Origin of the sequence: Vibrio sp. J502 (assembly GCF_025397955.1) — a bacterium.
Lineage (GTDB): Bacteria > Pseudomonadota > Gammaproteobacteria > Enterobacterales > Vibrionaceae > Vibrio > Vibrio anguillarum.
The window spans coordinates 78,511-98,502 of record NZ_CP104555.1 but is presented as its reverse complement, the minus strand read 5'-3'; the positions used below and the strand labels follow the sequence as shown (position 1 = coordinate 98,502).

General features: G+C 45.9%; 18 protein-coding genes. 4 read left to right on the top strand and 14 right to left on the bottom strand.

Features of this window, described 5'->3' with window-relative positions; all coding sequences use genetic code 11:
* Positions 1–42: 42 nt before the first annotated feature.
* The 11 genes from N5E84_RS16270 to N5E84_RS16220 all read right to left on the bottom strand — a co-directional run bounded on the left by N5E84_RS16270 (position 43) and on the right by N5E84_RS16220 (position 10,524).
* Entirely contained in the window at positions 43–1,596 is a 1,554-nt protein-coding gene (locus N5E84_RS16270; protein ID WP_019283057.1) for a cryptochrome/photolyase family protein, read from the bottom strand.
* Positions 1,597–1,751: 155 nt separating this feature from the next.
* On the bottom strand, positions 1,752–2,126 hold the full coding sequence (locus N5E84_RS16265; RefSeq protein ID WP_019283059.1) for a rhodanese-like domain-containing protein: 375 nt from the start codon (positions 2,124–2,126) through the stop codon (positions 1,752–1,754).
* Between the two features lie 50 nt (positions 2,127–2,176).
* Positions 2,177–3,274 (bottom strand): ABC transporter permease, encoded by a 1,098-nt coding sequence (locus N5E84_RS16260; RefSeq protein ID WP_019283060.1) that lies wholly within the window; start codon positions 3,272–3,274, stop codon positions 2,177–2,179.
* Positions 3,271–4,197, bottom strand: coding sequence for an ABC transporter ATP-binding protein (locus N5E84_RS16255; RefSeq protein ID WP_019283061.1), 927 nt, complete (start codon positions 4,195–4,197; stop codon positions 3,271–3,273). Before N5E84_RS16255 ends, N5E84_RS16260 begins: the two co-directional genes overlap by 4 nt.
* Positions 4,197–5,159, bottom strand: a complete 963-nt coding sequence (locus tag N5E84_RS16250; RefSeq protein ID WP_019283062.1) for an HlyD family secretion protein — start codon at positions 5,157–5,159, stop codon at positions 4,197–4,199. The genes N5E84_RS16255 and N5E84_RS16250 overlap by 1 nt, the downstream gene beginning before the upstream one ends.
* A gap of 91 nt (positions 5,160–5,250) precedes the next feature.
* A complete protein-coding gene (locus tag N5E84_RS16245) occupies positions 5,251–5,910 on the bottom strand; it encodes an HAD family hydrolase (RefSeq protein ID WP_017044976.1) in 660 nt (219 codons plus the stop codon).
* Positions 5,911–5,914: 4 nt separating this feature from the next.
* The gene (locus N5E84_RS16240; RefSeq protein ID WP_019283063.1) at positions 5,915–6,964 is read right to left on the bottom strand and encodes an ABC transporter ATP-binding protein; all 1,050 of its coding nucleotides are present in this window, start codon (positions 6,962–6,964) and stop codon (positions 5,915–5,917) included.
* The gene (locus N5E84_RS16235; RefSeq protein WP_010318639.1) at positions 6,961–7,764 is read right to left on the bottom strand and encodes an ABC transporter permease; all 804 of its coding nucleotides are present in this window, start codon (positions 7,762–7,764) and stop codon (positions 6,961–6,963) included. Before N5E84_RS16235 ends, N5E84_RS16240 begins: the two co-directional genes overlap by 4 nt.
* Positions 7,751–8,650 carry an ABC transporter permease gene (locus tag N5E84_RS16230; RefSeq protein WP_026027756.1) on the bottom strand — a complete coding sequence of 300 codons (900 nt, stop codon included), beginning with the start codon at positions 8,648–8,650 and terminating at the stop codon, positions 7,751–7,753. Before N5E84_RS16230 ends, N5E84_RS16235 begins: the two co-directional genes overlap by 14 nt.
* Complete coding sequence (locus N5E84_RS16225; RefSeq protein ID WP_017044979.1) at positions 8,650–9,453, bottom strand: alkaline phosphatase family protein; 804 nt, start codon at positions 9,451–9,453, stop codon at positions 8,650–8,652. The genes N5E84_RS16230 and N5E84_RS16225 overlap by 1 nt, the downstream gene beginning before the upstream one ends.
* 9 nt (positions 9,454–9,462) lie before the next feature.
* Positions 9,463–10,524, bottom strand: coding sequence for an ABC transporter substrate-binding protein (locus N5E84_RS16220; protein ID WP_019283064.1), 1,062 nt, complete (start codon positions 10,522–10,524; stop codon positions 9,463–9,465).
* Positions 10,525–10,736: 212 nt separating this feature from the next.
* Here N5E84_RS16220 and N5E84_RS16215 point away from each other — a divergent pair, with 212 nt between their 5' ends.
* The 3 genes from N5E84_RS16215 (at position 10,737) to N5E84_RS16205 (ending at position 14,442) form a co-directional block, all read left to right on the top strand.
* Entirely contained in the window at positions 10,737–11,489 is a 753-nt protein-coding gene (locus tag N5E84_RS16215; protein ID WP_019283065.1) for a UTRA domain-containing protein, read from the top strand.
* 45 nt (positions 11,490–11,534) lie between these two features.
* The gene (locus N5E84_RS16210; protein ID WP_069211907.1) at positions 11,535–12,761 is read left to right on the top strand and encodes a DEAD/DEAH box helicase; all 1,227 of its coding nucleotides are present in this window, start codon (positions 11,535–11,537) and stop codon (positions 12,759–12,761) included.
* A 445-nt stretch (positions 12,762–13,206) separates the two neighbouring features.
* Positions 13,207–14,442 carry a RidA family protein gene (locus N5E84_RS16205; protein ID WP_069211908.1) on the top strand — a complete coding sequence of 412 codons (1,236 nt, stop codon included), beginning with the start codon at positions 13,207–13,209 and terminating at the stop codon, positions 14,440–14,442.
* A gap of 139 nt (positions 14,443–14,581) precedes the next feature.
* On the opposite strand, the gene N5E84_RS16200 is transcribed toward N5E84_RS16205, so the two are convergent.
* Positions 14,582–15,238, bottom strand: coding sequence for an HAD family hydrolase (locus N5E84_RS16200; RefSeq protein WP_017043597.1), 657 nt, complete (start codon positions 15,236–15,238; stop codon positions 14,582–14,584).
* A gap of 216 nt (positions 15,239–15,454) precedes the next feature.
* Between N5E84_RS16200 and N5E84_RS16195 the strand changes: the two genes are divergently transcribed.
* Positions 15,455–17,191 carry a SulP family inorganic anion transporter gene (locus tag N5E84_RS16195; RefSeq protein ID WP_050934249.1) on the top strand — a complete coding sequence of 579 codons (1,737 nt, stop codon included), beginning with the start codon at positions 15,455–15,457 and terminating at the stop codon, positions 17,189–17,191.
* A gap of 253 nt (positions 17,192–17,444) precedes the next feature.
* On the opposite strand, the gene N5E84_RS16190 is transcribed toward N5E84_RS16195, so the two are convergent.
* A complete protein-coding gene (locus N5E84_RS16190; protein ID WP_019283066.1) occupies positions 17,445–18,326 on the bottom strand; it encodes a YjjW family glycine radical enzyme activase in 882 nt (293 codons plus the stop codon).
* Entirely contained in the window at positions 18,326–19,879 is a 1,554-nt protein-coding gene (locus N5E84_RS16185) for a YjjI family glycine radical enzyme (RefSeq protein ID WP_019283067.1), read from the bottom strand. The genes N5E84_RS16190 and N5E84_RS16185 overlap by 1 nt, the downstream gene beginning before the upstream one ends.
* Between the last annotated feature and the right edge of the window lie 113 nt (positions 19,880–19,992).

Sequence of the window (19,992 nt, the reverse complement as noted above, 5' to 3'; positions counted from 1 at the left end):
AATTGATGTTATGGTTCAAAACGTGACCAGTAATCCGGCGAACTACAGCTCTTCAATATGGTGTAGATAGTATTGAGCTTGATCTAAGATTGCTTGTTGAGTGGCGTTTTCAGTGTTATCCCAATTTTTATAAATCATGCCTATCCTTGGATTTTTGGCTAACCGTTCACGATGAGTGAGCATGAACTGCCAATGTAAACTATTGAATGGACATGAATTTAGACCACTACGGCTCTTTACTTGGTAGTGACAATCTTTGCAGTAATCACTCATTTTATTGATGTAAGAGCCGCTTGCGGCATAAGGCTTGGTGGCAACAATTCCCCCATCAGCAAACAGAGCCATACCTCGGGTATTGGGCATTTCTACCCATTGCAATGCATCAATATAAATACCTAAGTACCATTCATCCACCTCATCTGGCTTGCAACCTGATAGGAGTGCGAAATTACCCGTGATCATCAAACGTTGGATATGGTGTGCGTAGGAAAACTCCAATGATTGAGTTACGGCTTGTTTAACACAATGCATACGAGTATCCCCTGTCCAATAGTAGTGAGGAAGAGGTCGTTGAGCGTCAAGGGCGTTGTGCTTGGCGTATTGGGGCATGTTCGCCCAATAAATGCCTCGAATGTACTCACGCCAGCCCAAAATTTGCCTAATGAATCCTTCGATTTGTGCTAAATCCATCGTATTGTCATTCTCAAATCGCATGAGTGCACTTTGAATGACTTCTGCAGGCGATAGTAGTTTGCAGTTGAGTGCAAAAGAGAGCCGGCTATGGTAGAGGCTCCAACGATGTGGGCTCTTTGCCGTCATTGCATCTTGAAAGCGACCAAACAGCGGCAAGCCGTACTGACAAAAGTGGGCCAATAATGACAGCGCTTGTGAGCGGTTAATCGGCCATAACAATGAAGGAGTATACAGGCCGAAAACGTGAATATTATGATGCTGTAAACGGTTATAAATTGCACTGACATTGTTTTGAAAGCTAAGTGGTTTGGGTAGGTTTTCTATGTCTTGTACGCTGAGCTTATTGCGATTTTGGTGGTCAAAATTCCAACGCCCACCCAAAGGCGTTTGATGATCATCTTGCAGAAGAATACCGAATCGCTTACGCATTTTGCGATAAAACGGCTCCATAATAGTGGTTTTGTTGGTGTTAAAATGCTGAGTGATCTCGTTAAAAGGCAATAAAAAGTGTTCAGTATCAAAACAAGTCACTTGTGTATGAGAGAGGTTTAGCTCCTGCAACTGTTGCCAAACTCGGTATTCATCAGGTCGCTGATAGTGAAAGTATTCTGCGTTGATCTGATGACACAGATCACTAATCAATGGTGGTAGCTGCAAATAATCGGCAGTTTCATCAAGGGTCAAGTAGAGAACCTGGTGTCCCTCACTTTGCAATAATTCGGCAAAAGCTTCCATCGCGGCAAAAAAGGCGCAGATTTTTTGAATGTGATGTTTTACATAGCCTGTTTCTTGTTTAAGTTCAGCTATCACGTACAGTATGGAATCATCCGTTTTGTTAAACCAAGAGTGCTTGATATTGAGCTGATCGCCTAGGATCAAGCGTAAGGTTTTGTACGTTCGCATGCTGTATACCGTTGAGATTGGTTATCGAACATCTTCTACGTTCCAATCAAAAAATCGATCATTGTTGCCGAATAACAAGCGCTGTCTTTCTGTTGCGCTTTGAGAGCCAATTAAAAACAAACAAGAGCGATAACGTGAATGTGAGTAGGCTAACATCAATTGAGCGGCTTTATTGCCGAAGGATAAATGATCATTTCCTCTAAACCGCCGCCGTTATGTACTTGAGTGAACCCTTGCTCGAGTAAATAGGCCATGGCTTGGCCCGATCGATTGCCGCTGCGGCAGTAAACTACAATCGGTTGTTGTTTATCGATGTGAGAAAAAGCACTGCTAACAGTATCAAGTGGGTAGTTTAACGCACCTTCAATATGGCCAGCTGCGAATTCTGCTGCGGTTCGAACATCGACTAAAAGCGCGCCATTTTCAATCCATTGCCATGCTATCGTTGAGCGCTCTAATGCCAATGCATCTGAGGTATTGGAGATCAGGCCTACACACAATAACGCTTTGGTCATCAGTGACTTTAACATGTTAGTTTCCTTCTTTTGGCTTAAAAATTAGCCTTCAAATGTGAATGGCGTTAATCAAGGGATTTCTTAAATCTCAACGACGCGACGATAATCCCACCGACGGTAAAGCTTAACATCCATAATGCATCTCGCCATAGATCCATGAGGTTAGCACCGCGCAACACAATCCCGCGGATCATGCGCATAAAGTGGGTCGCGGGCAACGCTTCAGAAATCCACTGCGCTGCGACTGGCATGCCTTCGTAGGGAAACATAAATCCAGAAAGTAAAATCGAAGGCAGTAAAATAAAAACAGTCATTTGCATGGCTTGCAGTTGAGTGGAAGCAATGGTTGAAATCACCAAACCTAAGGTCAAACTGGCGGCGATAAACAGCAGCGTACCGAAGAGAATTTGGCTGATCGCACCATTAATGGGCACGTCAAAAATAAAATGCCCTAAGCCCAAGATGATGAAGACCTGAATTAATCCGACAAAAATATAGGGTACAATTTTGGCGACCATAAGCTCAATAGAGTGAATTGGCGTTGTGATCAGCAGTTCTAAATTGCCGCGCTCTTTTTCTCGCACAATCGCGGCACTGGTGAAGAGGATCATCGTCATGGTTAAAATGACCCCCAGTAAACCGGGTACGATATTGACCGCAGAGCGGCGAGTGGGGTTATAAAACAGCGTGACTTCAAAGGTTTTGACGGTAGCTGGACGAATGTCAAAATCAAAATCGGTCAGCGGCATGGATTGCAGACCTAAAATGGAGGCACTGATCATCGTATCGGAGCCATCAACAATCCACTGACCTAACACGCGTTTTTGCACCGCGCGCTGGGTGAGATCTTTTGGCAGGATCAGCGCTGCTCTCACGTTACCTTGTGCAATCGCATGTTCAGCTTGCTCTGCTGTGGCAAAAGTGTGTTTGACGCTCACAACCTGTGTGGCTTTGACTGACTCTACAATTAACCGTCCGAGGGTACTTTCACTTTGATCAACGATGGCGATCGGAATATTGCGTACGTCAGTATTGATGGCAAAGCCAAATAGCAACAACTGGATCAGTGGGATCATCACTACCATGCCAAACGTAATTCTGTCTCGCGAGAGTTGGCGTATCTCTTTCACCATCACCGCTTTCATTCGAAACAGTGCTTTCATTGACGCCCCTTGCCAGTCACAGTGACAAAGACATCTTCCAAACTTGGGCGAGCTAGATTCATCTCAGCTTCAGCCAGTTCAGGGAAGGTTGTTTTTAGCCACGCGATAGGTTGTGTGACTTGTTGATGAATAAGGATCCGCAAGCGGATGCCAAGTTGCGCAGCAGAGCGAACCTCCGCCCGAGCCATGACTTTTTCTTTTAATTGGCGCAAATTATGGGCTCGGACTTCGATAATGTTGACGCCCATCGTGTTCATTAAGGTTTCTGGCTCACCATCTGCACGAATTAAACCCGATTCCATGATGGCTAAACGGTGGCAGCGTTCCGCTTCATCCATGTAGTGAGTGGTGATCAAAATGGTGGTGCCTTGGTCTGAAAGATCGAACAATTGTTCCCAAAATTCCCGTCTATTTTCAGGATCGACCGCCGACGTTGGTTCATCCAAAAACAGCAGTTCAGGTTTATGCATCGTGGCGGCTGCTAGTGACAAGCGCTGCTTTTGGCCGCCACTCATCCCACTTACGCGTTGTTTTCGGCGCTGATCAAGCCCATAAGTGCACAACTGTTCATTGAGCCGTTGTGCCAATGCTTTGCGCGGCATACCAAAAATTTGCCCAATAAATTGTAGGTTTTCCTCTACGGTTAAATCATCGTATAACGAAAATTTTTGCGTCATATAACCAATTTTTAGGCGCAATTGCTCGGATTGTTTTGGGATCGCTAACCCCAGTACATCAACACTGCCGGAGGTAGGGCTTAATAAACCCGTGAGCACGCGAATTGTGGTCGATTTGCCACAACCATTTGGGCCGAGAAAACCGTAAATGGTTCCTTTGGGGACACTCAGATTGATGCCTTCAATCGCAGTGAAATCCCCAAATTTTTTGACCACATTACGGGCGTGAATGGCGAGTTCAGTCACTATTTTTGCCTCGCTAAATCGACTTGCGCCGGAATGCCAGAAGGGAGCGATTGCGCGGATTCGGGCAGATCCACTTCGGCTAGATACATTAAGCGGGCGCGTTCATTTTCGGTCAGTGCGTAGTAAGGCGTGAAAGAGGGTTCCGTTGCCACCCAACGCACAGTGCCTTGCAGCGGCTCTTTTATACCGTCGATATGCACTGGAAACTGTGCGCCCGGCACGACCGCTAAACGATGTGGTGCGGGAACGTAGACGCGAGCATAAGGGATGCGGCTGGCTTGGATGATAGCGACAATGCCGTTGTTTGGGACGCGCTCACCCAAGTTGTATGGGAGGTTATCCAAAATTCCATCGCGGGTTGCGACAATGGTTAACTCGTCGAGCTTTTGCTGTTGCAGTGAGACGTCGGCTTTGGCGGCGGTCAGCGCCGCTTGCGCTTGTTCAATATCTTCAGGGCGAGTGCCAGCGGTGAGCTTAGCAAACTCTTCTTTTGCAGAATCGAGTTCGGCGCGAGCGGCATCACGCGTGGCGGTGGCGCTGTCTTTTTCTGATTGGCTGAGGAGCTTTTTACCAACCAGTTCTTCCACACGTTTGAAGTTTTGCAACGCCTCTGTCAGTTTGGCTTGCGCGCGATTGACTTTGGCTTGTGCGGCCGCCGTGTCTTCTTGGCGTTCACCATTACTCAGTTTGAGCAAATACGCTTGCGCTTTGGCCGCCTCTGCGAGTGCATGGGCCAGCACCGCCTGCTGATTTCTGGTATCCAGTCGAACCAATACTTCGCCAGCATGCACTGCGCTGCCTTCCGCGACAGGAAGCGCGCGAATGATCTCATTGGCGGTGGTGGAAAAAGTGATGCGGTCTCGCTCTAAAGTGCCCAATGCTTGCGCGCTATTTTCCGGCGAGCAAGCATTGAGAGTTGACAGTAAAAGAGAGATAAAGGCAATGCGGTGTTTCATGCTCATGGCGAGAGGCTCGGTTAACTTATTGTCTTCATATTAGAAGTTTACCGCCAGCGCCTCAAGCTACATGGTTCATCAAAAGTAGAGGATGTGATTAGCCCCACTTTAATATCGGCCATTGTTGGGGCTGAGCGTATTGGATGAGACGCGTGCATGGGTTGACCAAATAGGTGAAATCGGCGTGTAGACACAAAGGTAAATCATTGATCGAGTCAGTGAAAAAATGCACTTGACCCACGTATTGTGGGCGCTCAGCTAGCCATTCATTTAAGCGAGTGACTTTACCGTCTCGGTAGGTGGGTGTCCCCAAAATATGCGTGGTGTAATGGTTGTTCTCTATGACCATATCGATACCCATCGCCTCTGCAACGCCTATTTTACGGGCGACAGCTTTAACCAAAAAACTGACCGACGCCGAAATAATGAGCATTTGAATACGCTCGTCCGTTAACTGCTTAATGAGTGCTTTGGCTTGAGGAAATAGCCTAGGTACGATGCGTGTAGCGACACAATCGTCCGCCAAGCGCTGGACTTGCTCTGTGGGCAGGGTGAGTAAAGGTTGCATCGCAAAATCGAGGTAATCTTCCATGTCCATTTCACCGCTGGCATAGCGTGACATGATCAGCCTATCTTGCGCGACAAAATCAGGGTCGCTCGCTATGCCCTTATCGGCCAAATATTCGCTCCAAATCATTGCGCAGTCGCCGTCAATCAATGTGTCGTCCATATCAAAAACGTATAGAGGTGTCGGCATCTATTTAGGCTCTCACAGGTTGTATTTCGTTAAGGTTAAACAGTAATTCTAGCTGACTGCCAGTGGCAAATAATCGCTCTGACGAACGATTGAGTAAATCGACCGTGAGCTCGCAGCCTCGCACATCCACATGGTAGCGAATGACATTACCCAGTAATTGGTGATGCTTGATGGTGCCATGTTGCGGTGCAGAAACATGGGCACCATAGCTCCGCCCAGCTTCCTTGACGTAGATGGATTCGGGGCGAATAGCCACTTTCCAAGCCGTGTCTATGTTAAACAACTGCTTGGCGGTGGCCGCCTCTACTAAATTGTAATGGCCCATAAAACCGGCCACAAACTCATTGGCTGGCTGAGTATAAATGCTTTCTGGGGAGCCTTGCTGAACGATTTCACCTTGGTGCATTAAAAAAATACGATCAGAGAGAATCATCGCCTCTTCTTGATCATGGGTTACAAATACGGTGGTGAGATTAAGCTCTTTTTGAATATCACGGATCTGCTGGCGTAAGTGTTTGCGAATTTTGGCATCCAGTGCTGAAAGGGGTTCATCAAGTAGCAAAATACGCGGTTTGACCACTAAGGCTCGAGCTAAAGCGACGCGTTGACGCTGTCCACCCGAGAGCTGGTTGGGATAGTGTTTTTCTTTCCCTATCAGCGAAACCAGTTTGACCACTTTTTGTACTTCGCGCGCGATGTAAGCTCTGTCTTGCCCTTGCATTTTGAGGCCAAAAGCGATGTTTTCAGCCACCGTCATATTCGGAAACAGAGCGTAGGATTGAAACACCATGCCAATGCCGCGTTGCTGTGGTGTTTGGTTAGTGATGTTTTCACCGTTGACCCAAATTTCGCCGTCATCGACGGGATTTAAGCCAGCCAAACTGCGTAATAGAGTCGATTTCCCGCAGCCGCTCGGACCAAGTAGCGTGACAAATTCCCCTTGCTCAATGGAAAATTCAATCCCTTCAAAAACGGTATTGTTGCCAAAGCGTTTGGTGAGGTTGGCGACGTGGACGTAATCAGAGCGAGAGGTTGTGTGGGTCGTGGAATTCATTGAGTGGATCCTCGGCTAAAACGACTGGCGAGCCAAGTCAGTAAAAAGATAAATAGGAAGTAAGTCATCACTAACGCGGAGGTGAAGTGACCACTAGTCTGACGCATGTTGTAGAGATAAATCTGCAAGGTTTCATAGCGCGTGCCGACCAGAATGTTCGCAAATACAAACTCGCCAAGTAGAAAAGAGAAGGATAGAAATAGCGAAGCCATCAACCCTTTTCTAATGTTTGGCAGTACGATCAGTAAAAAAGCACGGCTGGTGCTTGCGCCGAGCAGGTGCGCGGCATCCATGAGATCGTGTAGATGGATCGCCTCAAAACTGTTGGCAATTGCACGGTACATAAACGGCAGCGCAATGGTGAAATAAGTGCCAATCAAAATCCAAGGTGTACCCACAATTGGAAATTGGCTATCGGCGTACAGTTGCAGTAATCCAACTGAAGAGACCACAGGCGGTACCGCAAAAGGAATTAAAATCAGCAGGTTCATTACTTTATCGAGACGAGGGAAATAGTAAAACACCACGAAGATCGCCGGAATAATCAAAACCGCGCTGAGTGTCAGAGAAGCGATGCCAATCAGCAATGAGCGGCCAAATGCATCGAGAAAGCGAGGGTCGGTCAGCAGTTTGAGATACCAGTCAAAGGTGAAGCCATCGGGTAAAATCGTTGCGCCCCAGCGTGAAGAAAAGGAATAAACCAAGGTGGCTAAAATGGGCAGCAACATCACTCCCACGATGGAATAGACCACACTTTTATGAAAGGTGATTTTATCAAGGGTAGGATTAGCGTTTTGCATGGGTGTTCCTTGCGCTATAGCTTTTCGCAATTAGCCACTGATTGATCACAGTAATGAAGGCTAAAATTAGCATCAATACCACGGAAATGGCGGCGGCTAAATTGGGCTCTAAGAACAGATCTCCCGCCACTAAACTGGCAATGCGTACCGTAATGACGTTGTAGTTGCCGGATGTGAGTGCGTAGACGCTGGCATATGCGCCCATCGCATTGGCGATTAGGATAATCAAGGTACCGAGTAGGGCTGGTGAGAGCACAGGCAAGGCGATTTTCTGCCAATATTGCCATCCGTTGGCGCCCAGAGTAGACGCCGCCGCTTGCCAGTCATCACTGAGCGCATCAAATGCAGGATAGAGCAGCAGCACGCCAAGAGGGATCTGAAAGTAGATATACATCGCCAGCAGTCCCCATTTGCCGTACAGGTTGAACTCTTCAATCAAACCGTATTGCTTTAGCAGCAAAGTCAGTGCGCCGTTGACCCCAAGAATAATAATGAAAGCGAATGCCAAAGGGACGCCCGCAAAATTACTGCTCATATTGGTAAAGGCGATCACACCATCGCGCAGCTTGCCATCGACTCGGCGTAAGGAGGCGACCAACATTGCCGCAATCGCAAGGCCCGCGACGCTGGACCATATGGCGAGCCACAAACTATTGCCCAGCCCTTGTAAAATAAAGGATGAGCTGAAGATTTCGCGATAATGGTCTAGTGACCATTGATCGTCAGAGATAAAGCTGTTGAACAAAACCCACAGCATGGGGGCGAGCTGAAATAAGTAGAAAAACAGCGCAAAAGGAGTAAGCCATAACGCAGGTTTGAGTTTGCGTGCCCAGTGTGTTGATTGGCTCAGCACGGCGCTAGGCTTGCTAATAACTTGGCTACTGATCATGCTAAGCACTCCGCAGAAAAGGGCTTATTGTGATCAAGATTAAGCAGTTGGCAGCATAGGCCGCAGAGCTCAGTTTGTTTGATCTCACAAGCTTGGTGCGAAAATTGATCGCCCAATACAAAAAGCGGGACGTTGCGCTCTTCGGTTAATATTCCGCCGTGTGACTTGTCATTGTTCATGCCGTGATCGCTGGTCACCATCACTTGGTAGCCATCGTTTAGCCAGCTTTCTAAAAAGTGAGATAACAGCGCATCGGCCATGCGTGCACTATTACGATACTGTCCTGAATCAAGGCCAAACTTATGTCCAGCATCATCGATATTCATTGGATGGATCAGTAAAAAATCAGGCTGATGAGTACGACGTAAGTATTCGGCGTCTAAAAACAGTGCTTCATCGGGATAGTGATCCCAGTGATAAAAACAGCCATGCTGAATATTGAGTGTTTTATCACAGGTAAAACGATCGCGCGTTGCATCAAAAGGCGCGCGGTTATAGAGCTCGCTGACCCAATGATACGCCGCTGCGGCTGTTGTCAGCCCTTGCTCTTTTGCCAAACTGAAGATGGATTGATGATGTGAAAGGCGCACAATGTGGTTATGAACAATGCCGCTTTCGACAGGCTTTACGCCAGTGAGTAGACATTCATACAAAGGACGCGATAACGAAGGCAATTCACATTGTAGGGAGTATAAGGTTGCTCTTTGCTGCTCAATTAAGCCGTTTAAGTAGCCCATGCAATCACGGGCTACGGAATAATTGAGTCCATCAAGAACAACAAGGATCACCTTATTGTTCATGGTTGCCTCTTACTGCTGGTGGATAATGACATTTTCTTGCCATTGACGTGGCAATTGGCGAGCTGATTTTTCCCAAGCATTAAAGTCGCTAATTGGGCTCACGTTCTGGTATTGATCGTTAGCAATCAATTTGCTTTGTACCGCAGCAGGCAGTGCAACGTTGCTGCGGATCGGGCGAGCATAGCCTTGTGCAAGGTTGATCTGGCCTTGATCGCTAAAGATGTATTCACGTGCTAGCTTGGCCGCGTTTGGGTTTTTGGCGTATTTATTGATGATGGTGGTGTAGCCGGAAATCACAGAACCATCTTGCGGAATGTTAACACTAAAGCGGTTACGGTCAATTTGGTCACGGTAACTTAGGGCGTTGAAATCCCACAATACGGCCACTTCAACTTCACCTTTTTCTAGGTTAGCGATACTTGGGTCTGTAAATGATAAGCGACCTTGCTTGGCGAGTTTGGCAAAAAATTCGATTGCCGGATCGAGGTTCTTTTCACTGCCACCATGAGCAAAAGCAGCGGCTAGTACGGCATTATTTGCTTGCGCGGCAACACCGACATTACCAATACTGATTTTGTAATCGCCTTTGAGCAAATCGTTCCACGTTTTTGGCGCATTCTTGACTAGATTATTGTTCGAGATAAATGAAATGGTGCCCGTATAAGCCAGAGCCCAGTGGCCATCTTTATCTTTGGCCCAGTCAGGGATGTCATTCCAAGTGCTCGGTTTGTACGCTTGAGTTACGCCTTTTTTCACCGCCACGCGAGCAAATGCAAAGCCAACATCACCGATATCGGCGGTCGCATTTTTCTTTTCGGCTTCAAACTTGGCAATTTCTTGCGCTGAGCTCATATCCGTATCTTGGTGTTTTAGGCCATAAATCTTACCTAAATCGCTCCACGTATCTTGCCAGTTAGCCCAACTGCCGGGCATACCAATGCTGTACACTTGGCCTTCTTGTTTCGCTGCGTTGATCAAAGATTGTAAATCAGCCTCTTTAGCAAAAGCCGAAGTTGAAAGAGTCAGCGCAAGTGCTGTGGCAGTCGTTGCGCGGGTAAATAAGGTTTTCATTGTCGCTATCCTTCTGGACTAGGTCAGTAAGTTCGATTTTTATCCTAGGGAAGAACTGTGACGTTTTCGGTGTAGTTATTTGACATTTTTGATGATTTTCTATTGCACTTTTATTTCAAATTCAATCAATTAGCCTGTCATAAATCTGTTATCTGCCTTAAGTAGTCTAAAAGACGTTTATTCACTCTGTATAATATTGGACTAGGTCACGCATGAGATTTCGCAGCCCTTTGCCAGTGGCAAATGCTCCTTTAGAAAAGACCCAACTTGGTAATATTAAAGGCACCCTTCGTGAGCAAATTTGCAGTGGGATGCTGAGCGACAGACAAAAACTGCCATCTGAACGTGAATTGAGTGAATTGTTTAATACAACGCGCATTACAATTAAAGACGCTTTGGTTTCACTGGAAACCGAAGGGTTGATTTACCGAGAAGAGCGGCGTGGCTGGTTTGTCTCTCCGGCGCGAATTCATTATAACCCGCTATCGCGTTGCCACTTCCACCAGATGCTCCGCGAGCAGCACCGAATCGCAGAAACTAAGCTAGTTGCGGTACGCAGCGTGATGGCTTCTCGTGAGTATGCAAGAGCGATGGATATTGACCGAATTACGCCCATTCATATTATTGAACGGTTGCGCTCGATTGACGGGCGAGCGGTACTGTTTGTCGAAAACTGCCTGATTGCGCAGTGGTTTCCAAAGATATTAGAGGAAAATTTAACCGCTTCGTTAACGCATCTCTATCAGCAAAAATACGGTTACATCACCACGCGTTCTCGTTTTGAGGTGATCCCTACGGCTGCGCCTCTTCATGTGGCAAAAGCCCTTAACTTGGCTGCTGGCCAATCTGTAATGAAAATTTGTCGAGTTAATTACAAACAAGATGGCGAGATCATGGACTGCGAATTTGAGTACTGGCGGCCAGATTCAGTCCTGATCCGTATCGACAGTTGTGATGGAGAATGAATAGCTTTAGACTCGGCGCAACCTTTTTCACCCTGCTAGTCGTTTATGAATTTTTCTAAGCTTAACTTAAGCGCCCCTTTGATGGCTGCGCTGCCTGCGTCGCGACACACGGCGACCAAAATCCAACAATTGGCTATTCCAGCCGTACTTTCTGGGCAAGATGTGCTTGCCTTCGCGCAGACGGGCAGTGGTAAAACGTTAGCTTATGGTTTGCCTTTACTGCAACGGATTGAAGTTAATACTCTTGAAATTCAATCCGTTGTCATTGTTCCTACCCGTGAATTAGCACAACAAGTCAGCCAAGAGCTGAGTGCTGTGGCAAGCAAGATGGGTATTAGCTTATGCACTTTATGCGGGGGAGTGGCCCAAGAAGAGCAGCTTGCGCAGTTGGCCAAATTACCGCATTTAATCGTCGCGACACCGGGCCGCTTGCTTGATTTACTCACACAGCAACTGATCTCATTGGAGTCGATGCACAGTGTGGTGTTAGATGAAGCTGACAGACTGTTAGAGATGGGGTTTTGGCCGGATGTACAACGCCTGCTCAGTTTTATGCCCCAAACCAAACAAACGTTGTTGTTTTCCGCCACACTCGCCGCCGATCTCGAACAGGTGGCATTGGCCGTGTTAAATAATCCGGTAAAGATAGAGGCGAATCAAGCCAATCAAGTGGTGGAAGAAATTGAAGAGCAGCTCTACCTTGTGAATAAGGGCAGTAAAGCACAAGCATTAATTGCTCTGATTAAGCAGCGAGCTGGGCAGCAAGTATTAGTGTTCATTAGCGCTCGTGATAGTGCTGACGCGGTCGCGAAAAAATTACTCAAAGCGGGTATTCGTGCGGCGGCTTTGCATGGTGAAAAAGATCAAGTTATTCGCGAGAAAACGTTAGCCGATTTCAAAGCTAATCAAGTGGATGTGCTGGTGGCCACCGATTTGCTGGCGCGTGGTATTCACATTGACGCGCTGCCAGTGGTGATCAATTTTGATTTACCGCCTAGTGCGCCAGTTTATATTCACCGCGTTGGCCGCACAGCGCGTGCTGGTCAAGGTGGTGTGGCGATTTCGCTGGTCTGCCATGGTGAAAGCCAAGCGCTGGAGGCAATCCGCAGCTTAACGCAGCGCGCTTTACCGCTGCAGGCGTTGACCGATTTTCCAGTGACAGACCAACCGACCAGCGGTGAACCGAAGCGCAAACCGCGTGATAAGCAAGCCAACCGCCGCAGTGCTCAAAAGCGCAGCGTGAAGCAGTTTCAACAGAAAACAAGCCATTAAGTAGCTCAATATACGCATGCTATTGTGCGTTTTGATGGAGTAAGGAAACTAAGTGACTCAGGAAATTTATGCATTTATCACGATTGAAATGGCATATTAATCGAGTTTATGTGTAAATTTTCAGCAGCTTATTGTGAACAACCTATCATTATTGGACTAAATCAAGAAAATGCAGTATTTAGTTTCATGAGATTATATTCACAATTTTAGAATCATTTCTAGGATAAATATTCTTTAATCCACGTTATTAACACGATTGTGGATAATTAGTCGTTAATCAATCATTATCAATATAAGCGATGACTTTCTAGTCAAATAATATTTTAATGTATGTCACATTTACTGAAAATTTTTTAACTTACCATTTTGCCACTTTGATTGTTTATCAAAAAACACTTATTAAATATAAATTCGTATTTCCACTAATAATAGGATAAATTTCGATATGGCTGCCGATATTGTAAAGGTTTCAAGAAACACAGAAAATGCACCTATATGTTCCGTCTCTACACAAACTGTCGCTTTTTCTCATTATAATAATATTTCAGCACAACTACCGATAGATCCTAAAACAGGTGAAATTGTTATTGGTTGTATAAATGACCAAACAAAGCAATGTCTGAATAATATACAGTCTATCGTAGAAAGTATTGGTCACGTTATGGATGATGTGGTCAAAATTAATATTTTTGTAAAGAATATTTCAGATATTGATGCCATCAAAAAAGTATACCCCACTTTTTTTCAGGGGCCGCTTCCTACAGTGACCATAGCGGCGGTTGCGGCTTTACCTGTCAGTGATGCTTTAGTGCAAATTGATGCTCTTATTTCAAACGGTGAAGGCACTGCTCCACAAGCGCCTTGTGAGCTCATCAAAGTCTCAAGGAATACTGAGCATGCACCTCAAGGTCTATACTCTCAAACCGCGGCCTTCTCTCATTATAATAACCTCTCGGCTCAATTGCCGATTGAACCTAAAACGGGAGAAATAGTACAAGGTGGTATTAAAGAACAGAGTCAACAGTGTTTGAATAATATTAATGCTATCTTAGAAAGTATTGGTCATACGATGGCTGATATCGTTAAAACAACGATATTTCTTAAAAATATATCTGATGCAGAAGCCATCAATGAAGTCTGTGGACAATTTTTCCCAAGTTATGTGCCTGCGCGAAGCCTAGTTAGTGTTGCTGACTTGCCTATGAATGCATTGGTGCAAATTGATGTTGTTGTGTCACATGGTGATGGTACACCGCCACAGCTTCCTGAAGATACTCGCTTACTTGTGATTGAAGAAAATAATACCGTGAATGCACCTGAAGTCGACTATTCCCACTCTGTTGCTTTTTCTCATTATAATCATATTTCAGGTCAGTTACCTTTATCTCCAAAAAATAATGAAGTTGTTGCTGGTGGAATAAAAGAACAAGTTAAGCAGTGTTTAGAAAATATAAAGAATATTGTAGAGAGTGTTGAGCATGTTATGGGTGATATTGTTAAAGTCAATATTCAAATAAAAAATATGGATGACATTAATATTGTCAATGAAGTTTACACAACCTTCTTTAACCATGAGCTACCTGCGAGAACCGTGATTGGTGTTTCAGAACTGCCTATGGATGCGTTAATACAAATTGACGCTGTAGTTTCTAATTGTGAAGGTACACCACCTAAATATTAACGAATATTTCTTATTGACTAAAGAAGGGGGTATCAATGATACCCCCTTCTTACTTGTTAGCTATCTGTAATTACAATACCAATATCACGCTGTTTAGTTATGGCAATCGAAATCAAACAGGCGGCGTATGAAAAACCGATCAATTACTGTTTTTCAGGGCCGTTAAAACGTGATGTAGTGAGGGGACCACATGGTGTCCAAGGGCCAAAACCTCTTCACTGGGTTCGACGAGATCAGGAATTTGGTAGGTGATCATATTCGCACTCACGGCGGATCGCACGCCGTTATTAGAATCTTCAAAGGCTAAGCATTGGGTCGGTTCAGCGCCAAGACGTTGCGCAGCGAGTAGATAAATCTCAGGATCGGGTTTGCCATGTGTCACTTCACAACCAGTTGTGAACGAGTCAAAGTATTGCTCAAGGCCTGAAAGGCGCAGCTTAATTTGTGCCACGTCTTTTTGGGTTGATGTTGCGACGGCAGTAGGAACACGATTGGCTTTTAACCATTGTAATAACTCGATAACCCCTTCTTTCACTGGGATCGCCTGGTGTTTCACCACGGCATCGTAACGTTTACGCCACTCCGTATGTAATACCGGATAGTCTAATTCTGGCCCGTAGCCTGCGCGCAGTGCTTGTTCAATGCCTGCCGCATTGCGACCAATAGCCGAGAGATAAACCTCTTTTAAAAATGGGACGCCAACTGCGTGGCAAGCTTGTTCGAATATTGTAAGGCAGACACGTTCCGTGTCGAGTAACAGTCCATCCATATCAAAAATGGCAGCTTGAAATTTCATAAGTACAACTTTAGGCGAGTGAAATGGAGTGGGCTATTTTCACATAAGTCGACCTATGGAGGCGATCTTTTTCCTGCACTTTTTCTTTTTCTCATACTTCAATAAAATCAGCCAATTATAAGCGCTAGTTTGTTAGCAATGAGTTATGCTTAATGTGAAAACCTTGTTGCGAGAAGAGGGGGAGGCAATTTGAATAGTGCATTTGTACAACAGTGGATGCCGGGTTTACACCAACTGAAAGACTATGAAACTCGCTGGTTGATGGATGACGTACGTGCGGCGCTTTCTGTGGTTGCGGTTGCACTGCCTGTCGCGATAGCGTACGCGCAGCTCACTGGAGTAAGTGCGATTGTCGGCTTATATTCCTGCGTATTGCCGATGTTGGTTTACGCGATTTTTGGCACGTCTAGGCAGTTGATCTTAGGCCCAGACGCGGCAACTTGCGCAGTGATTGCGGCGGTAGTGACACCGCTGGCGATGGGCGATCCTCTCAAACACTGGCAGTTGGTCATGACAATGACGGCAATGACTGGTGTATGGTGTTTGCTGGCCAGTCGTTTCAAACTCGGTATTTTAGCCGATTTTCTCTCTCGCCCTATTCTACTTGGGTTGTTAAACGGTGTTGCTCTGACCATTATCGTGGGTCAATTTGCTAAAGTATTTGGGCTGAAATATGAGCAGCAATATCTACTAGAGCGTATCGTGGAAGCGCCATCCTTGCTGATTGATTTGCATTGGCAAACCTTATTGATAAGTGCGCTGACAGTGGTGGTTTATTTTCTGTGTAAGCGTGTCAGGCCCAATTGGCCAGCAGCGATGTTGGCTATCATCGCTGCTGCATTTTGGGTGTGGTTTTTTGGCGCTGAACATCTTGGCGTTAAAGTCGTTGGTTTAATCCAAGGTGGGTTACCGATATTCCAAACCCCTCTATTTGATCTAGGGGTGAGCCGTGAATTAGTCATGCCCGCTTTGAACTTAGCGATGGTGAGCTTTGTCAGTATGATGCTCACTGCGCGCAGTTTTGCGGCAAAAAATGGTTACGATATTGACGCCGACAAAGAGTTTCGCGCGCTTGGCTTAGCTAATATTGCTTCTGCATTTTCACAAGGTTTTGCCATCAGTGGGGCGGATTCACGTACGGCGGTGAATGACGCTAATGGTGGAAAATCGCAATTAGTTTCGATTATTGCAGCGATTGTGATTGGATTTGTCGCGATTGTGGCGTATCAGCCACTACAATACATTCCGATTGCTGCATTGGGGGTGGTGTTGATTATCGCGTCTATCTCGTTGTTGGATCTGAAAGGGATTTGGAGTTTACACAAGCGTGATAAAGACGCCTTCTATTTGGCAAGCTTAACCTTCATCGCTGTATTGGTTATTGGCGTTATCCCCGGCATCACTCTTGCGGTATTACTGGGTCTGTTCCAGTTCTTACGCACCGTGATGCGGCCAAGTGATCAAACATTGGGTTTGGATGATAAAGGCACGATTCGCACGATTGATACGTCAGCGAAGGCGAAACCAATACCGGGTTTGGTGATTTATCGTTTCAACTCTCCGCTGACTTATTTCAATGCGCCTTACTTTAAACGTCGTATTTTATTTCACACTGAATCGGCGGGCATGAGTGTGGGGTGTGTGATTATTGATGCGGTGTCGAGTTTTACCCATTTAGATTTAAGCGTCATGGCGATGTTATCGGACGTGCAAAGCATTCTGAAAAAACGAGGTATTCGTTTAGTGCTAGCGGGGCGTAAACGCAGTTTGAGAAAATGGTGTGAGATCGCTGGAATTTCAACGGGTGATGGCGGCGTGGTGATTCGTGCGGACATGTATTTAGCCATTAAGCTAAGTGGATGTTACCAACACGCTGTAGAAGAAGGGCAAGTTCCACCAGTACAAAAAGAGCCGCAAAAGGATATTGAAGGTGAAATTGCGGCTGCTATTTAAAATGAGGTTGGCTCTCGTTAATAATATTGGTTCTCGTTAATAAAAGATAAAGAGCTCTTGAGTATCGAAAAGATGTAAGAAATCCCATTCAATCATGATGCTTTCCTTTTTCTGTGATGAGAGCGAGTGCTCGGTCTTTTGTTAAACGGTTGGTGCCTGTTTGGATAAGCATAGGTGAGCGTTATGCATTAGGCAAAATGGTACGGGTTATTAATCTAATATAGGTAGCCTATGGATATGGTGGTTTTCGACGCTAGGCGTAGCGTGTCGGCAGGTAAACAGTTCGCTGTACTTGAGCGGCCAGTTTTCGATGAAACTGCAACATTGCACCTTCACTGCATGGTTGCCAAGTTAAGGCCTTGCCGACCACACCGTGATGTTGGAAGGCGTTGAGCCGAATGCTGACGTTCGCAGGCAACTGGTTAATCAGATGCGCCACTTCGGTAATTTCAGTCTCTAAATCACTTTTGTCCGGTATATGCAGCAGTCGCACTTCGTGCAGTTTATTCAGTGTAGCGAGGTGGAAAATAGTGCGTATCACTCTATGGTTACTGCGTCCGGTTAGCCACCGATGGGTTTCCTCTTGCCAAGCTTTTAAATCGATCATTGCTCCATCCAAATAGGGCGATATTTTGTCCCATCCCGATTCTGATAGTGAGCCATTACTATCAATAAAACAGCTGAGATGTTTCAACTCTTCATCGTGTTTGATGGCTTTGAAAAGAGCGATGATAAACGGAAGTTGTAGGGTTGCTTCCCCTCCTGAAATGGTAATACCGGCTAAGAAATAATGATTTCGGCGGATAAGTTCCACGAGTTGTTTAACACTGTAGTGATGAATTTTGGGGTTTGATTGGTGCACGCAGTGCTCAATACAGCGATCGCAGTGAGTGCATTTCTCCGCTAGCCATTCGACTTGCTGGTCAGCATTGAGGCGCAGTGCTTGCGATGGGCAGGTTGGCACACAATCACCGCAATGGTGACAGTGACGAATCGTATGTGGGTTATGGCAAGACAAGCAATTGAAGTTGCAACCTTGCATAAAAATGACCAGTCGGTTGCCCGGGCCATCAACGCAGGAGAAAGTCAGCACTCGGCTGACTTTTGCTCGGAGCGGCTGTTTTCCACTCACCATTAGCTGACAGAGTTTGGTTGATAAGCCGATTGCATTTCATGGCTAACCACGCGTGCTTTTCGCTTGAGCACGGCTGTGTTTTTGGCCGCTTCTGCCCCAAGAAATGTGGTGTTGGTGCGTGATCCGCGCTGCTCAAATTGCGCTATTTCAGACAATTTCACCATGTAACCCGTAATGCGAACTAAATCGTTCGAAGCCACGTTGGCCGTAAATTCGCGATAGCCCGAGTGGAGGGCTCCTTTACATAGGTTGAACATCGCCTCTGGGTTGGCCTTTATGGTTTCATCCAGAGTTAAAATATCGCTGATACCAGAGGTGTAATATTGATGATGTCCAGCCGTTGCTTGCACATATTCAATCGGGTTGGGTTCGGTACCATAAGGGATGCGCACGCCCGGAGTGACATCAAGATCAAGGCTAATACCACCTTGTGCGTGCAGTAAAGCACGGTCGTTGAAGCCATATTTGACTGGTGAGTTTTGTACAATGTCGGCCAGCTTGGCGGAAATGGCGATGCCTAATTGGTTGGCGATATCATCATGCCCATAACGAGCGTTACTCTGCTCCTTTTCCAGTAATAGATTAACGGCTTCAGCCATGCCATAAATGCCAAACATCGGTGCGAAACGAGATTCTTCAATCAACCCTTCTTGAGTCAGAAAACCTTCAAAAAAATGAGATTGTTGGTGCAGATGAGCAGCTCGAACATCCATCAGCTCAATCATATATTGGCTGTAAGTGGGTAGAGTCTGATCTAAAAATGTTTGGCGGTCACTGGCTTTTTTCGCGGCCTCTTTTAAATTCATTCTGACTAAAGTATTGCAGCCTCCCGCTAAAGGAAGTGAGTTGTAGCAACTGACGATACCAAAACCTTGCTCGCCATAGGCGGTGGCATGAATCGGATAGTTGGCGATGTGCGGTTTACTGCATTGACAGATATTATCGGTCGCTTGTCGCAGTAAATCGTCAGGAGTGATAGAAGGGTCATACATGAAGGTAAGGTTGGGAGCGATCTGTTTCAGTTCAGCATCGACACGTAAAATAGTACGACAAATAATATTGTCGCTCGGGCCGATGTTGGCGTGCATGAAAGCATCGGGAAGAGTGCGATCAAGCATGATCCAAAACAGCTTCAATTTTTGATAAATCGACGCTTCGCTCAGTTCGCCCACATAGGGCAATAACACGCTATCCAATTGCCCCAAATAGACAGGAATAGAGGTCACTGAAGGCACGTGATGGTACAAAATGGTCAGCATATTGAGTGCTTCATCAAAATTACTGGCAGGCGAAAGCTCTAAATACTCACTGCCTTGTGCTAAAAATTTTGCGTAGTCAGGCAACACGTAACGTGGTTTAAAAGGGGCATGGCCTTCAAACATATCGCAGATAATGCCTTGTTCCATTGCTCGAGCCGACTCAGGAGAGAGTTTCAGATAGGGCAAGCTTGCTTCGGCCTCTAGCGCAAGGAAGTGTGACTTTTGTTTGGGCGAGAGGTGTGCGTCAGTGACGATGGCTTGGAAGCGTTGCTGTGTATCGAGTGAATGGCCCATGAATTAAACCCTTATATTGTTGTGGTTTAATCCTAATGTGCTTGGTTACTTTTCACTATTGATAATACATCAAGTAGTCATTTCCATAATGGAAATGAAAACGCCACTTCGTT